This is a genomic window from Mycobacterium sp. UM_CSW (genome assembly GCF_000455205.1).
GTDB lineage: Bacteria > Actinomycetota > Actinomycetes > Mycobacteriales > Mycobacteriaceae > Mycobacterium.
This window is the reverse complement of record NZ_AUWQ01000102.1, coordinates 1-15,862: the sequence shown is the minus strand read 5'-3', so window position 1 is coordinate 15,862 and position 15,862 is coordinate 1. Positions and strand designations below refer to the sequence as shown.

12 protein-coding genes, 2 pseudogenes and 1 riboswitch are annotated in these 15,862 nt (G+C 70.1%); of the genes and pseudogenes, 6 read left to right on the top strand and 8 right to left on the bottom strand.

Annotation, left to right across the window (positions count from 1 at the left end; all coding sequences use genetic code 11):
• The coding region (locus N415_RS31060) for an HNH endonuclease signature motif containing protein (protein WP_161630356.1) at nt 1-420 on the top strand (420 nt) is incomplete at its 5' end.
• A gap of 138 nt (nt 421-558) precedes the next feature.
• A complete protein-coding gene (locus N415_RS26395; protein WP_068188046.1) occupies nt 559-2,016 on the top strand; it encodes a peptidase in 1,458 nt (485 codons plus the stop codon).
• A 2-nt stretch (nt 2,017-2,018) separates the two neighbouring features.
• Here N415_RS26395 and N415_RS26390 read toward each other — a convergent pair whose 3' ends face one another.
• From N415_RS26390 to thiC, 6 genes are all read right to left on the bottom strand, one after another.
• Nucleotides 2,019-2,888, bottom strand: a complete 870-nt coding sequence (locus N415_RS26390; RefSeq protein ID WP_068188040.1) for an LLM class F420-dependent oxidoreductase — start codon at nt 2,886-2,888, stop codon at nt 2,019-2,021.
• Nucleotides 2,889-2,907: 19 nt separating this feature from the next.
• The gene (locus N415_RS26385; RefSeq protein WP_068188038.1) at nt 2,908-3,342 is read right to left on the bottom strand and encodes a MarR family transcriptional regulator; all 435 of its coding nucleotides are present in this window, start codon (nt 3,340-3,342) and stop codon (nt 2,908-2,910) included.
• Nucleotides 3,343-3,397: 55 nt separating this feature from the next.
• A complete protein-coding gene (locus N415_RS26380) occupies nt 3,398-3,622 on the bottom strand; it encodes a hypothetical protein (protein WP_068188036.1) in 225 nt (74 codons plus the stop codon).
• 9 nt (nt 3,623-3,631) lie between these two features.
• A complete protein-coding gene (locus N415_RS26375; RefSeq protein ID WP_068188034.1) occupies nt 3,632-4,255 on the bottom strand; it encodes an alpha/beta family hydrolase in 624 nt (207 codons plus the stop codon).
• Nucleotides 4,256-4,304: 49 nt separating this feature from the next.
• Complete coding sequence (thiD, locus tag N415_RS26370) at nt 4,305-5,132, bottom strand: bifunctional hydroxymethylpyrimidine kinase/phosphomethylpyrimidine kinase (RefSeq protein WP_068188032.1); 828 nt, start codon at nt 5,130-5,132, stop codon at nt 4,305-4,307.
• Nucleotides 5,129-6,760: a phosphomethylpyrimidine synthase ThiC gene (gene thiC, locus N415_RS26365; RefSeq protein WP_068188044.1), complete on the bottom strand. Its 1,632-nt coding sequence runs from the start codon at nt 6,758-6,760 to the stop codon at nt 5,129-5,131. Before thiC ends, thiD begins: the two co-directional genes overlap by 4 nt.
• A riboswitch (TPP riboswitch) is annotated at nt 6,751-6,861 on the bottom strand. Its footprint overlaps the gene before it by 10 nt.
• 68 nt (nt 6,862-6,929) lie before the next feature.
• On the opposite strand from thiC, the gene N415_RS26360 reads away from it, so the two are divergent.
• From N415_RS26360 to N415_RS26350, 3 genes are all read left to right on the top strand, one after another.
• Complete coding sequence (locus N415_RS26360) at nt 6,930-7,610, top strand: PAS and ANTAR domain-containing protein (protein WP_068188026.1); 681 nt, start codon at nt 6,930-6,932, stop codon at nt 7,608-7,610.
• A 101-nt stretch (nt 7,611-7,711) separates the two neighbouring features.
• On the top strand, nt 7,712-8,074 hold the full coding sequence (locus tag N415_RS26355) for an STAS domain-containing protein (RefSeq protein ID WP_068188042.1): 363 nt from the start codon (nt 7,712-7,714) through the stop codon (nt 8,072-8,074).
• The gene (locus N415_RS26350; protein ID WP_068188025.1) at nt 8,071-11,862 is read left to right on the top strand and encodes a SpoIIE family protein phosphatase; all 3,792 of its coding nucleotides are present in this window, start codon (nt 8,071-8,073) and stop codon (nt 11,860-11,862) included. The genes N415_RS26355 and N415_RS26350 overlap by 4 nt, the downstream gene beginning before the upstream one ends.
• Before the next feature lie 4 nt (nt 11,863-11,866).
• Here N415_RS26350 and N415_RS26345 read toward each other — a convergent pair whose 3' ends face one another.
• Nucleotides 11,867-12,142: a hypothetical protein gene (locus N415_RS26345; RefSeq protein WP_152531587.1), complete on the bottom strand. Its 276-nt coding sequence runs from the start codon at nt 12,140-12,142 to the stop codon at nt 11,867-11,869.
• Nucleotides 12,143-12,205: 63 nt separating this feature from the next.
• Here N415_RS26345 and N415_RS32975 point away from each other — a divergent pair.
• Nucleotides 12,206-12,280, top strand: a pseudogene (locus N415_RS32975) (hypothetical protein); the annotation flags it as partial.
• A gap of 52 nt (nt 12,281-12,332) precedes the next feature.
• Here N415_RS32975 and N415_RS26340 read toward each other — a convergent pair.
• Nucleotides 12,333-15,862 (bottom strand): annotated as a pseudogene (locus N415_RS26340) (cation-translocating P-type ATPase); the annotation flags it as partial.

Here is a 15,862-nt window from a genome sequence, read left to right as displayed (position 1 = left end):
CACACCATCCCCTACGCCGACGGCGGGGCAACCCACGCGTCGAACCTCAAATGCCTTTGCCGCCTGCATCATCTGCTGAAGACCTTTTGGGGCTGGCAGGACACACAGCTGCCCGACGGCACGGTCATCTGGCGGCTTCCAGGCGGGCACACCTATGTGACCACCCCGGGCAGCGCCCTGCTGTTCCCCAGCCTGTGCGCACCGACCCGGTCATGCCACCGGGTCACCCCGGCCGAGCGCCGCGGGGAGCGCACCGCGAGGATGCCGTTGCGCTCCAAGACTCGCGCCCAAAACCACGCCGCGCGCATAGCTACCGAACGCCGACACAACCGCCAAGCCCGCGAAGCCCGCCCACCCGAAGCCTGGAGTTACGTCGGGCCAGCCCCACCGGCCGACGTCGAAGAACCGCCGCCCTTTTAAGGGATCATCGGGGCACCGGCAATTTACCGGGTGAATACCGCCCGGCCCGAAGAAATTTGGGCTGTCAGAGTTAGCCAGGGCATCTAGAATGAGATCCCTTTGATGCTGCCTTGCAGCCCGGTCGGGATGAGGTTTGTCATGAATGTGCGCGGGCGGAGACGACGTCTGAAGGCGGCAATCGCCTGCGCAGGCGTCGTGCTCGTGGTGGCGGGCTGCACCACGATGGTCGACGGGCGGGCGCTGTCGATGCTCAACGACCCGTTCCGGGTGGGCGGCCTGCCCGCGACCAGCGGTCCCAGCGGGATCCGCGCGAACGCGCCGGACCCCACCGGCACGGTGATCAACACCGACAACGGGCCGATCGACAAGCTGTCCCTGCTGTCCATCAACGACATCGAGGACTACTGGAAGTCGGTGTACAGCGAATCGCTGAAAGGTACTTTCATCCCGGTCGCCAAGATGGTGTCCTACGACTCCGACAATCCGAATAGCCCGATCGTTTGCCATAGCGAAACCTATAAGCTCGTCAACGCCTTTTTCACGTCCCGCTGCAACCTCATCGCCTGGGACCGCGGGGTGTTCATGGCCGTCGCGCAACGCTATTTCGGTGACATGTCCGTGAACGGTGTGTTGGCACACGAATTCGGGCATGCATTGCAGCAGATGGCGAAATTGGTGACCCGAACGGACCCGACCATCGTCCGCGAACAGCAGGCCGATTGCTTCGCCGGCGTCTACATGTACTGGGTGGCGGACGGCAAGTCGCCGCGCTTCACGCTGAGCACGGCCGACGGCCTCGACCACGTGCTGGCCGGGATCATCACCACCCGGGACCCGGTTCTGGACGCCGACACCACCAACGACGACGAACACGGGTCGGCGCTGGACCGGATCAGCGCCTTCCAGATGGGCTTCATCAACGGCGCCTCGGCGTGCGCGGCGATCAACAAGCAGGAAATCGCCCAGCGTCGCGGCGACCTGCCGACCGCCCTTCGGACCGACTCCAGCGGGGATCCCGAGACCGGTGAGGTCCCGATCAACGAAGACACGTTGTCGACGCTGATGGAACTCTTGGGGAAGATCTTCTCCCCCAAGAGTCCACCGACGCTGTCGTACAAGCCGGCCGACTGCCCCGACGCGAAGCCCAGCCCGCCCGCGTCTTACTGCCCGGCCACCAACACCATCGTCGTCGACCTGCCCGGGTTGGCGCAGGCCGGCAAGGTGGCCGCCGAGAGCGAGCGCACGCTGCCGCAGGGCGACGACACCGCGCTGTCGATGGTGATGTCCAGGTACGCCCTGGCGGTGCAGCACGAACGCGGCCTGGCGATGCAGAGCCCCTGGACCGCGCTGCGCACCGCGTGCCTGACCGGCGTCGTGCATCGCAAGATGGCCGAACCGATCGAGCTGGCGTCCCAGAAGCAACTCGTGCTGACGGCCGGTGATCTCGACGAGGCCGTCTCCGGCCTGCTGATCAACCACCTGGTCGCCAGCGACGCCGACGGCACCAGCGTGCCGGCCGGGTTCACCCGGATCGCGGCCTTCCGCGGCGGCGTCGCCGGCAATATGGACGCCTGCTACTCGCGCTATCCTGGCTAGCCTCAGGCGATTTCGGCGATCCTGGGCGCCACCTCGTCGCCGAACCGGCGGATGAAGCCGACAGGGTCGGGGTTGCCGGGCACGGGACCCGTGTTGATCATCTCGAAGCCAAGCTCGGCGCACCGCTCGACCGTCTTCAGGTACGCGTCGGTGTCCGCGAAGGGGTCGTCGAAAAAGCCGACCGTTTTGCGGATCTCGCCGGGATCTCTGCCGGCCGCGTCGCAGTGGCGGTTCAGCACGTCGACCTTGTGCTTGAGTGCCTCGACATCGCTCGTCGTGCTGTTCCAGACGTCGGCATATTGCGCCACCAGCCGCAGCGTCTTCTTCTCGCCGTCGCCGCCGATCAGGATCGGGGGCCGCCGAATCGGTTGCGGCACACAGATTGTCTCGGCCAGCTGGTAGTGGGTGCCGTCGTACGGGCCGTCGTTGTCGCTCCACATCTGCAGGCAGATCTGCAACGTCTCCTCCAGCATCTCGAACCGTGTGCTCAGCGGCGGATACGGAATGCCGAGGGCGATGTGCTCGCGGTCGTACCACGCCGCGCCCAGGCCCAGCATCGACCGGCCCGCCGACAGCACGTCCAGCGTCGTCACCGTCTTGGCCAGCACGCCTGGGTAGCGATAGGTGACCCCGGTGACCAGCAGGGCCAGCTCGATCGTCGTGGTCTGCCCGGCCAGGAAGCCTAGCGAGGTGTAGCCCTCGAGGAATGGATCCTCAGCTCGCCCAACCTGTTCCATCTGGAAGAAATGGTCGGCCAGGGTGAACAGCGTGGCGCCGCCCTGCTCGGCGGCCTTGGCCGCGTCGGCCAGCGTCGGACCCAGCCTCGCCGGATCGCCCGGCAGGAAGTCGATGAAGTGAACGGCGAATTCCATTGCAGTTTCCCCTCTTTCGTCATTCGGTCAGACGCTCGAGCAGCGACAGCGCATCGAGGATGACGCGGCGTTCCCGTTCGGAATACCGCTCCTGGATGGCGCGCGCCAGCCACTCCTCCCGCACCCGACGATCGCTCTCGGCGCGCCGCCGGCCCGTGGCGGTCAACGAAATCACCTGGCGTCGCCCGTCTTCGGGGTCCGGCGTGCGCTGGATGAGCCCACGTTGCTCGAGCGCGGCCACGATCGTGGCCATCGACTGCGGTCGCACCCCTTCGGCGTCGGCCAGCGCGCTGGCCGACGACGCGCCCTCTTTCCAGAGCCGGGTGAGCACCGCGGTCTGGGACGGCGTGAGGTCCTCGTCGACCCCCAGACTCCGCAGCCGGCGTCGCAGCCGGCTGAACAGCACCCGCAGATCGCGGGCGGCCGCTACGGCCGAGTCACCGATGCCGTCCATGACACCACCCTAAATTAGTCAGTTGAAACTGTCCAGTTTCAACTGACTAAATGCGTCACGTCATGCAGACGTTGGCGAAGAGCAGGACCGGCCACGACACGATCGACCCCAGGAAGGACACCGCCAGGTCGATGCCGTGCATCTGATGCAGATGCTCGGTGTGGGTCGTCGACCAGATGGTTCCCACCAGCAGGTAGGGGGTGCCGAGGATGAGCGCGATGGCCATCAGCTGGGCGATGCTCAGCCGGTATTCGAGCACTCGTCGAAGTTTTTCCAACATTGTTGGGGATTATGCTAATCGAACCAGCCGGAGCGCGGCCTCGATCGCGAGGGCGGGCACGTCGAGGGTCTTGGAGCGCAGGTCGTGGCGCGCGCCGGTGATCTCGACGACCTCGGTCGGCGCGGTGATCAGCGCGGCGGCGGCGCGCAGTTCGTCGGGCGTGCCGAACGGGTCGGACGTCCCGTGGGTGAACACGGTGGGCACCCGGATGTTCCGAAGGTGCTCGGTGCGGGGACGGTCCGGCTTCCCCGGGGGATGAACCGGATACGAGAACAGCGTCAGCACGTCCACCGCAACCTCGCCCTCGGCCACGACCATGGACGTCTGCCGCCCGCCGTAGGAGTGACCGCCGGCGATCAGGGGGCCGCCGGATAGGCTGCGGCACAACGTGATCGCCTCGACGATGCCCGCGCGGTCGCCGGCCGCGGAACCGGACGGCGGCCCCTTGGGCCGGCGCCGGCGGTAGGGCAGGTTGTAGCGCACCGCGAGCCAGCCGCGCCGCGCCCACTCGTCGCAGACCTGTTGCAGCAGAAGCGAGTCCCGGTCGCTGCCGGCGCCGTGTGTCAACACCACGACACCGGCCGGTGCTCCGTCGGGTTCGTGTGCGACGCCCGCGATCGCCTCGAGGTTCATGCGCCCGCCGACGATGCGGTCCGGAACGGACCGAGGAGAAGGCGGGCAATCATGTGAGCCGAAACAGCGGCGAGACGGGTCCGTGGCCGGCGCCCAACGGGTAGGCGGCGCGCAGGGATTCGGTGACCCAGCGCTTGCCAAACTCGACCGCGTCGGGCACGGTGAAGCCGTGCGCCAGCGCGCACGCGACGGCGGTCGCCAGTGTGTCACCGCCGCCGTGGTCGTTGCCGGTGGGCAAGCGCTGCGAGTCGAACTCGTGGAACTCGGCGCCGTCATAGAGCAAGTCGCAGCTGCGGTCCGACGAGCGCAGGTGGCCGCCCTTGACCAGCACCCAGCGCGGGCCCAGCGCGTGCAGCGCCTTGGCCGCCTCCCGCTGCGACCCCGCATCCACGACGTCGACGCCCACCAGCAGCCGCACTTCGTCCAGGTTCGGCGTCACCAGCGTGGCGAGCGGAAATAGTTGGCCGCGCAGTGAATCCAGGGCCGACGCCGCCAGCAGCGCGTCGCCGTGCATGGACGCGCACACCGGGTCGACGACGAGTGGCACCGTCAGGCCCAGCCGGCGCCAGGTGGCGGCCACCGCCGCGATGATGGCCGAGGACGCCAGCATCCCGGTCTTGGCGGCCTGGATGCCGATGTCGGTGACCACGGCCTCGATCTGATCGGCGACGACGTCGCCGGGCACCTCGTGAAAGCTCTTGACTCCCAACGTGTTCTGCACGGTAACCGCGGTGACCGCCACGCAGGCGTGCACGCCCAGCAGCGCCATGGTGCGCATGTCGGCCTGGATGCCCGCGCCGCCCCCCGAGTCCGAGCCGGCGATGGTCAGCACGCGCAACGGCGTGGCGCCGGGCGCGGCCAAGGGCAGGAAATTCACTGCGTGATCGGCAGATACACCCGATTGCCGTGCTCGGCGAACTCCTGTGACTTCTCGGCCATCGCGGCCTCGATCGCCTCCTCGCTGTCGAGGCCGTGCGCGGCGGCATAGTCCCGGACGTCCTGCGTGATGCGCATCGAGCAGAACTTCGGCCCGCACATCGAGCAGAAGTGCGCGGTCTTGGCGGGTTCGGCGGGCAGGGTCTCGTCGTGGTATTCCCGCGCGGTGTCGGGGTCCAGCGACAGTGCGAACTGGTCGTGCCAGCGGAACTCGAAGCGCGCCTTGGACAGCTCGTCGTCGCGCTCCTGCGCGCGCGGGTGCCCCTTGGCCAAATCGGCGGAGTGGGCGGCGATCTTGTAGGCGATCACGCCGTCCTTGACGTCCTTGCGGTCCGGCAGCCCCAGGTGCTCCTTGGGCGTCACGTAGCACAGCATCGCGGTGCCGGCCTGGGCGATGATCGCCGCGCCGATCGCTGACGTGATGTGGTCGTAGGCCGGTGCGATATCGGTCGCCAGGGGACCCAGCGTGTAGAACGGGGCCTCCTCGCACAGCTCCTCTTCCAGCCGCACGTTCTCGACGATCTTGTGCATCGGGATGTGCCCGGGGCCCTCGATCATCACCTGTGCGCCATGGGCTTTCGCGATTTTGGTCAGCTCGCCCAGGGTGCGCAGCTCGGCGAACTGGGCGGCGTCGTTGGCGTCGGCGATCGAACCCGGCCGCAACCCGTCGCCGAGGGAGAAGGTGACGTCGTAGCGCGCGAAGATCTCACACAATTCGGCAAAGTTCGTGTACAGGAACGACTCCTGGTGATGGGCCAGACACCAGGCCGCCATGATCGACCCGCCGCGCGACACGATCCCGGTGACCCGCTTGGCGGTCAGCGGCACATACCGCAGCAGCACGCCGGCGTGCACGGTCATGTAGTCCACGCCCTGCTCGCACTGCTCGATCACGGTGTCGCGGTAGATCTCCCAGGTCAACTGGGTCGGATCGCCGTTGACCTTCTCCAGCGCCTGATAGATCGGCACGGTGCCCACCGGCACCGGCGAATTGCGCAGGATCCACTCGCGGGTCTCGTGAATGTTCTTGCCCGTGGACAGGTCCATGATGGTGTCGGCACCCCAGCGGGTGGCCCACACCATCTTGTCGACCTCTTCGGCGATCGACGACGTCACCGCCGAATTGCCGATGTTGGCATTGACCTTGACCGCGAACGCCTTGCCGATGATCATCGGCTCGCTCTCGGGGTGGTTGTGGTTGGCCGGGATCACCGCGCGGCCGCGAGCGACCTCGTCGCGCACCAGTTCGGCGGCCACGCCCTCGCGGGCGGCGATGAACGCCATCTCGGCCGTGATCTCGCCGGCCCGGGCCCGCTGCAGCTGGGTGCCGCGGTCGCGGACCACGCCGGGCCGCGCCGGCAGCCCGGCCGTCAGGTCGATCACCGCGTCCGGGTCGGTGTAGGGCCCGGAGGTGTCGTAGAGATCGAAGTGGTCCCCGGTGGAGAGGTTGACGCGCCGGAAGGGCACGCGCGCGCCGGGCACCCCCTCCAGCTCGCGATAGGCCTTGCTGCTGCCCGCGATGGGTCCGGTGGTGACGGACGGCGCCGCTGTTGACAGGGTGTCGGTCATTTTGTGCTCCCTACGCCGGCATTACCCGGTCAGGTTCGTACGGTCGACGGCCCCGAGCCGTCCTCTCAGCGCACTCGGCGTGCGCTCCCGCGTGTTGTGGATGGGTCCGCCCGCGACGTTACCCCCTGGGCGGTAGCCGGGAGTACCCACCGGGTGGGAGGATGCAAACGTGCAACCCGCCGAGAGCCCGACGCAGCCGGTCGGAGCGGCCGCGGCCGCGAGCAGGTACCTGAACGTCGGGGCCTTCCGCTTCTGGTTCGTCGGCCAGCGCTGGGAATGGTCCGACGAAGTGGCCAGGATGCACGGTTACGAACCCGGGGAAGTGGAGCCGACGACCAAACTGCTGCTGTCGCACAAGCATCCTGATGACCGTGCCCATGTCCAGGACCTGCTGGACTACGCGCTGCAGTCCGAGGAGTCGTTCTCGAGCCGTCACCGGTTCCTCGACACCGCGGGCAACGTGCACGACGCGATCGTGGTGGCCGACCGCATGCTGGACGACTCCGGCGCGGTGCTGGGCACGGCGGGGTATTACATCGATCTCGCCAACACCTTCAACGAGGCGCGGCAGGAAGTGCTCGACGAGGCGCTGCCCGACCTGTTCGAGAACCGCGCGGCCATCGAACAGGCCAAGGGCGTGCTGATGTACGTCTACCGGGTCAGCGCCGAGCAGGCATTTCGCGTGCTGCAGTGGCGCTCGCAGGAGACCAATGTGAAGCTGCGCTCCCTGGCGAAGCAATTACTGACCGAGGTCGTGACGTTGCCCGTACCGACCGCCTCGGCCCAAAATCAGTTCGACCATTTGCTGCTGACGGTGCACGAACGGATTCCCGCGGAGCCGTCCGGGTAATAGCTAGGCTTCGAAACATTCTTTCCTGGGCATGCTGCATATTCGGGGCGCTGCAGTGACGCCCAGGGAAGGGATTCGGAGTGTTCGAGGCGGTGAAAGGCATGGAATTGTTGGCGGTTGACCACGAGGCCCGCGAGGACGCTGTACTCGTTCGGGTCAAAGGCGATGTCGATTCCAGCACCGTCGACCAGCTCACGCCCCACCTGGTCGCCGCGCTGCAGGTGGCCGCGAAGCACCCGGCCCGGTTAGTGATCGTCGACCTGCAACCGGTGACCTTCTTCGGAAGCGCGGCGTTGAACGCTGTCCTCGACTGCCACGAAGGTGGCAAGGAAACCGGCACCTCTGTGCGACTGGTCGCGGACAACGACCAGGTTCTTCGACCGATCCAGGTGACCGAGCTCGATCGCATCCTGGAGATCTATCCGACGCTTTCCGACGCCCTGCAACGCGACCGCCGGCAATGAACCCGCTGCCGGCCGACCTCGCGGCCGCGGTCGCCCTGGGCGGCGAGATGGGCCGCCGGTTTGCCGAGTTCGACTGGGAAGCGCACCCTTTGGGTCCGCCGCAACAGTGGCCGGCCGAATTCCGCGCGGCAGCGGTAACGGCGCTGACGTCGCGATTCCCGATCGTGCTGTGGCTCGGGGCGCAGGAGTTGTTCCTGGTCTACAACGACGCCTACATATCGGCGCTGGCCGACAAGCACCCGTCCGCGCTCGGCCGGCCCGGCCGGGAAGTGTGGTGGGACATCTGGGAATCGATCTCGCCCATGCTGGCGAGCGTCGTCGAGACGGGCAAGGCCACCTGGTCCGACGACCTGCTGCTGACGATGGTGGTCGAAGGCCGGCGGCTGGATCGGTATTTCACCTTCACCTACGGCCCGTTGATCGGCGACGGCGGCGACGTCTCCGGGATTTTTTGCGCGGTGAACGAAACGACCGAGCGGGTGCTGGGGGAGCGGCGCCTGCGCCTGCTCAACGACCTGGCCGCCGCCGTCATCAAAACGCAGAGCATCGACGACGCCGTCGGCGCGGCCGTCGCGGTGTGTGCGGCCCAGCCCGCGGACCTGCCGTTCATCGCCGTCTACGGCGCCGACGCCGACGGCGACGTCGCGCTGCGCGGCGCGACGGCGTCGGTGCTGCCGGTCCTGCCGCGATCGCTTCGGACGTTCACCGATGACGTCGGGGCGGCGCTGTCGGGGCTCGAGGCGATCCTCGGTGCGGACTGTCCGGAGCGGGCGCTGGTGTTGCCGCTGGGCGAGGGCTCCGCCGCCGGGGCATTGGTCGTCGGCGTCAATCCGCGCTGCCCGCTCGACGACCAATACCGCGGCTTCTGTCAGCTGTTGGCCGACCAGCTGTCGTCGACGTTCGCGCGGATAGCGTCCTACGAACAGCAGCGGCTGCGGGCCGACGCGCTGGCCGAGCTGGACCGCGCCAAGACGGCTTTTCTGACCAACGTCAGCCACGAATTCCGCACGCCGCTAACCCTTTTGCTTGGACCGCTCGAGGACGCGCTGTCCGACGCGCCGCCCGAAAGCGTGCTGGCGGATCGCCTGACCACCGCGGGGCGCAACGCGCGGCGCCTGCAGCGCCTGGTCGACTCGTTGCTCGATTTCTCCCGCATCGAGGCTGGCCGGGCGAACGCGAACCTGGTCTGCACCGACGTCGGCGCGCTCACCGAGCACATCGCGTCGTCGTTCACCGAGCTGTGCCGGCGGGCGGGCCTGGAGCTCGTGTTGGACTGCGGCCCGGTGCTTGCCGACGTCGATCCGGGCATGTGGGAAACCATCGTGCTCAACCTGCTCTCCAACGCCGTCAAGTACACGCTGCGCGGATCGATCACGATCGAGGTGCGCGCCGAGGGCGAGGGTTGTCGAATCGCATTGCGGGACACCGGGGTTGGCATCGCGCCGGAGGACCTGGACCGCCTGTTCGAACGCTTCTACCGGGCCGACAACATCCGCGGCCGCAGTGTGGAGGGCGCCGGCATCGGGCTGTCGCTGGTGCGCGGGCTCGTCGAGCTGCAACGCGGAACGGTGGAGATCGAGAGCGAACCGGATCGCGGAACCACCGTCACCATCCGGCTGCCGCGGTCGGTCGCCGACGCACCGGTCGAGCAGATCCCCGCGGGCGCGCCGGACGTGAGCAACCCCTACGTGGCCGAGGCGCAGCAGTGGCTGACGGCCGTCGCGGATCCGGCCGCCGCCGCCCAGGACCCGCCGCGGCAACTGGTGTTGGTGGCCGACGACAACGCCGACATGCGGGCCCACCTGGAGCGGGTGCTATCGCCGCATTGGCAAACGGTTTTGGTGGCCGACGGGGAGTCGGCGCTGGCCGCGACGAGGGAGCTGCGCCCGGACGCGATCGTGACCGACGTGATGATGCCGGGCCTCAGCGGCTTCGACCTGGTCGCGGCGATTCGCGCGGACCCTGCGCTGGCTGCGACGCCGGTGCTGATGCTGTCGGCGCGGGCCGGCCCGGAGGCCGTCGACGAGGGCTTCGCCGGCGGGGCCGACGACTACCTGCCCAAACCCTTCCGGTCGCAGGAGCTGGTCGACCGGGTGGCGTCCCGGTTGTCCGCGGTCGGCCGCGAGCGGGACCGCCAGCTCCGCGAGGCCCAGCTCGACCTGGTGCAGCTCGACGCCGCTCTGCAGGCCACCGACTCGGTGGCCGGAATACTGCGCGCGCTGATCGACACCTGCTCGGGCCCGGGGGATGCCGCCGCCGTGACGATCGGGTTGTTCGACGGCGAGCGCCACCTCCGGTTCGAGTACGCAGGCGACGTGCCCGCGGAGGTGCGCGACCGCTACCACGTCGCCGCGCTCGACGCCCCACTGGTCGGGGTCGACGTCGTGAACAGCGGCGAGCCGATGGTCATCGGCGACACCTTCGACCTGCCCCCGCGCTACGAGCACGCGGTGCGCGACACGGCGGCGAGCGTCCGCGCCTGTGTCGCTCATCCGTTGCGGGACAACGGCGGTCGCGTCGTCGGCGTGCTGGCGCTGCTGTGGCCCACGCCGCGCCGGTTCAGCGCCGCCGAACTCGACAGGTTCCGCCGGATGGCGGCCCTCACTCAGTCGGCGGTGGACCGGGTGCGCATCATGGCGCGCGAGCACCGGATCGCCGTCGACTTCCAGGAGCACCTGCTCGACTTGGATCGCGGATCGACCGCGGCCGTCGTGGCGGCGGTGTACCAGCCGGCCGGGGAGGCGATGCGCGTCGGCGGCGACTGGTACTCGGTCACCCCGCTGGGGCGCGCCGGCCAGATCGGCATTTCGGTCGGCGACGTCGTCGGGCACGGCTTGGCCGCCGCGATCGTGATGAGCAGGCTGCGCGCCGCGGTTGCCGCCTCGGCGCTCAGCGCGGCCGAGCCGGCCGCAGTGCTGGGCGCGTTGGACCGGTACGCCGCCAGCGTCACGGGCGCCCGCTGCGCGACGGTGGCTTACGCGCTCGTCGACATCGGGGCCACGGACGGCGGCGGCGCCACCGTCAGCTACAGCTGCGCCGGCCATCCCTACCCGCTAGTCATTCCCCCCGACGGGGACCCGGTCTACCTCGAGTCGGGGCGGCGGCCCCCGGTGGCGATCCGGGAGAGCGGCCCGGATAACGGCCCGGACAACGTCACCGCAACGACCGAGCTGGCACCGGGAAGCCTGCTCCTGCTCTATACCGACGGACTGATCGAGCGGGCCGGGGAGACGCTCGACCAGGGGTTCGCCCGCCTGAAGGCCGCGGCCGCCGATTGCGCCGGCTTGCCGGTCGAATCGGTGTGTGCCGAACTGCTGGCGTGCATGACCCCGCCGGGGGGTTACCGCGACGACGTGGTGGTGCTCGCGCTGCGCCCGAGCCACGCGGCCGCGCGCAGCTTCGCCACCGTGCTGCCGGCGGTGCCGGCGCAGATCCCCGTCGCGCGCCGCCAGCTGCGGGGCTGGCTGGACAGCATCGCGGCGGCGCCGCACCGCGAGGAGGACATCCTGCTGGCGACGGGCGAGGCGGTCACCAACGCCATCGAGCACGGCAGCCGCTGCGAGGCGCGCCGGACCGTCTCCGTCGAGGCCTTCCTGCACGGGGAGACGGTCGCGGTCACCGTCAGCGACACCGGGAGCTGGGCCGGCGATTCGTCCGCCAGCCTGCGCAGCCGCCGGCGCGGGCGCGGGCTCACCCTGATCGGTGGGCTGGCCGACCGCGTCGCCACCGTCCGCACCCCGGGCGGCACCCGGGTCACGCTGGAGTTCGATAACGCGGTGAGCGGCTAGTCGGCTAGACCTCTTCCATCGCCTCGCCGAGCTCCTCGAGGAGCCGGTTGTGGTGGTTGCTCGCGAGCACGTGGCCGGCGGCGATGACCAGGGCGACGGGCCAGTCGATGAGTTCGAACGCCGCCAGGGCCGCCAGGCCGCCGTAATAGGCCAGCTGCTCGGGCCGCGGAATCTCCACCTGACCCACCACCGGCACGTTCACCACGAACGTTTCGCCCTCGCGGATCTTCTGCACGGCTTCGCTCTGCGAGGTCCCCTTGCGCGATTTCTTTTCGGCCATGATTCGCCTTTCGGTAACGAAGGGTTTGCCGCCCCGCCGAGTACTCCGACCACCGTCGGAATTATGTCGACGACCGACTCCGTGTCCGATCCGCTGGTTTCGTCGATCGCTTTGGTGCTGAAGGTGCCTCTGGTGCAACTTTATGCGCTGCTTTGGCGGGCCGGGGTGGTTGAGATTCGCCATTCCGATCGGACGGCTCACCGGTCGTCGCGTCAGGTCCTGGTGGCAGCGTGTGCGGGCTGCCCCAACCGTCCGAAAACCGGTTCAGAACGGCTATCGCGACAGTCGCCCCGGCGGCGGCGCCCAGAGCTTGTCCCCAGCCGACCGGACCAAGCGGTGTGCAGCCAAGCAACTGGCTGACCACCGGGATGCTGATCAGCGTCCCCATCGCGCCGAGCGAACCCACCGCCGTGAGCACCACCAGCGGGGCGTGAGAGTCCAGCAGCGTCTGGCCGAGCTCGGCGCCCACCAGCGCCACCAGCGCCACGGTGGAGGCCCGCTGCGGGCGTCCCGTGACGCTCGCCATCGCCCACGCCACCGTCGTCGCCGCGGCCGTGGTGACGCCGCGGATGGCCACCGCGCGCCACAGCGCGGGCTGGTCGGGGCCCCGAATGCCCGGGTCCATCGGGGTGCTGGGCTCGCTGACCGCCAGGGCGGCGGCCGGCAGCGCGTCGGTCATCATGTTCACCAGCAGCAGCTGCCGGGTGTTCAGCGGCGACGTGCCGGTGATCGCGCTGCCGATGACGGCGAACAGCACCTCGCCGGCGTTGCCGCCGAGCAGCACCGACACCGCCGCCTGCACCCGCTGCCAGAGCTGGCGCCCCTCCTCGATGGCCTGCACCAGCGCCTCGATGCGGGCGTCCACCAGCACCACGTCGGCCGCCATGTGGGCCGGGTCGCTGCCGCCCGCGACCACGCCGATGCCGACGGTGGCGGCCCGGATGGCGGCGGCGTCGTTGGAGCCGTCGCCGACCATCGCGCACAGCACGCCGGCGCCCTCCAGCGTCTGGACCACCTGCACCTTGTTCTCGGGCGTCATCCGCGCGAAGATCACCCGCTCGGTCACGACGCGCTCTTGGTCCTTGCGCGACAACGCGTCCCACTCGGAACCGCTGATCACCTGCTCGTCGGTCACCGATAGGCCCAGCTCCCGGGCGATGGCCAGCGCGGTGATGGGGTGGTCGCCGGTGATCAGCTTGATGCCCACGCCCTGGCGGCGCAGGTTCGCCAGCAGGTCGACCGCCTCGGGGCGCGGCGTGTCGGACAGGCCGAGGAACCCGGTCAGGGTCAGCCCGTCGCGGCAGAAGTCCGCGATGTCGTCCGGGTCGTCGCGGATCGCCTCGGCCTGTTGCGCCGTCAGCCGGCGCTGCGCCACCGCGATCACCCGCAGGCCACCGGCGGCCAGTTCGCCGACCGCTTTCTGGATCTTCGGGCCGGTGTTAGCACAAGCGGCCAGCACCACTTCGGGCGCGCCCTTGACGGTCAGCTCCGTGCCGGTGACCGAGGCGGAGAACGACCGCCCGGAGCGGAACGGCAGGTGCGCGTCCGCTTCGCCGGTCGGCGCCGAGCCGTCGAGCGAACGCTGCGCCGCCTCGACGATGGCGGCGTCGGTGGCGTGCGCCTGCGGGCTGCCGTTGGCGGCGGGGGCGGCGTGCGCCGCATGGCGCAGCACCTCCTCCGGCGAGTGCCCCGGCGCCGGACGGACCTCCGCCACCCGCAGGCGGTTCTCGCTCAGCGTGCCCGTCTTGTCGAAGCAGACGACGTCGATGCGGCCGAGCGCCTCCACCGATCGCGGAACGCGGACCAGCGCGCCGAACTTGGTCAGCCGTCGCGCGGACGCGGACTGCGCCAGCGTCGCCACCAGGGGCATCCCTTCGGGGACCGCGGCGACGGCGATGGCGATGCCGCTGGCCACCGCCTGGCGCAGGCCCGTTCCACGCAACATCCCCAGCCCGCCGACCAGCGCGCCGCCAGTGACGCTGACGGGGAAGGCCCGGTTGGTGAGCTGGCTGAGCTGGTGCTGCAGGCCGATGTCGGACGCGGTGTCGCCGGACACCAGCTCGGCGGCGCGGCGCTCCTGGGTGTCGGCGCCGACCGCGGTGACCACGGCGACCGCGGTGCCCGCCACGACGGTGGTCCCGGCGTACAGCATGCAGCGACGCTCGGCGAGGTCGGCGCCCGGCGTGGCGTCGACCTGCTTCTCCACCGACAGCGACTCGCCGGTCAGCGTCGACTCGTCGACCTCGACGTCGACCTCCTCGAGGATCCGCGCGTCGGCGGGCACCACCTCGTGCGTCCGGATCTCGATGATGTCGCCGGGCCGCAGCTGCGCCGCGATGACGTCGGTGTAGCTGCGCTCGCCGTCCGGACCGGTGTCGACCCTGCGGGCCGGCGGGATCTGCTGTGCCAGCAGGCGATCGAGGCGGTTCTCGGCGCGCAGCCGCTGGCTGGCCGCCAGGATCGAGTTGCCGGTCAAGACCGAGAACACCAGGACGGCATCGACGGGGGAACCGAGCACCGCGCTGGCCGCCGACCCGAGCGCCAGCACCGGGGTCAGCGGGTCGGTCAGCTCGGCGCGCACGGCCTTGAGGAGTTGCCACACGGCGTTCGGGTTGGCGGGGGCTCGCCCTTCGGGCGAGGCTTCCACCGGAGCTGTGGGCGGCGGCAGGGCCTTGCGCACCTGCTCGACGGACATCGCGTGCCATTCGTGAACGGCCGCCGGCCGCGGCGGGTCCGCCGTCATGATCCCGCGGGCCAGCAGGTAGCCGGACAGGGCGCCCGCGGCGGCGCCGGTGGTCACCGGTCCGGGGCCCAGGCCGCGCACGCCCGGGATCATCAGCAGCGATCCCATGGCCGTCGCGCCGGCCGAAATCCCGACCCCGCGCTGGGTGGCGGCCTTGGCCGCGGGAAGCGCGTGCAGCACCCGCCAGGCGGCCGCGAGGTCGGGCAGCAGCAGGTCCGCGCTCCAGGGCGGCGGGCCGGCGCCGGGCCGCGGCAGCACGCCCAGCGCCACGTCGGCCGACGAAAGCGCTTGTGCGCCAGAGGATGACAGCAAGGCGACGGTTCGACCTTGCTGTTGCAGGTCCGCGACGGCGCGCGCGAGCGCGTCGTCCATCGAGCCGTTGGCGAGCGGGGTGATCTCGTCGAACGCGGGGCGCAGCTCGCCCAGGGAGTCGACGTCGACCGACACCAGCTCCGCTCCCGTGCGGTGCGCCTCGGCGACCACGGCCGACGCCAGCGGGTCGTGGGAGGGACGGAAAAGCGCCTCGACCGCCGCGTGCGGCTCGCTGGCGGACATCCCGGGCACCCGGTGCCAGCCCGGCCGTTGGCCGTTGTTCTGCAGCACCAGCTGGGCGCGGTTCCAGGCGGCGGACAGTTCACGCTCGTCGGCGCCGCGGATGCGCGCCACGCGCATGCCGGTGGTGCACAGCACCCGCGGGTCGATGACGATCGCGTCGACGCGGTCCAGGCGGCGCAGCGCGTCGGGCCGCAGAGACAGGACGGCGTGCCGGTCGGCCAACCCGCGTCCCAGGGCGGCGGCGAAAGCCTCCGGCGTGGTCCGGCTGGCCTTGGGGGCGGTCACCAGCACGGCGGTGGCGGCCATGTTCGGGTTGCGGGTCGTGGCGCCGACCAGGCCCGCGCCGAGCGCCTGGATAAGCGCGAACCGCCCGGCTGCGCCACGTTCCACGACCCGGGCCCGCGGCGGCCGCGGCGACGGCG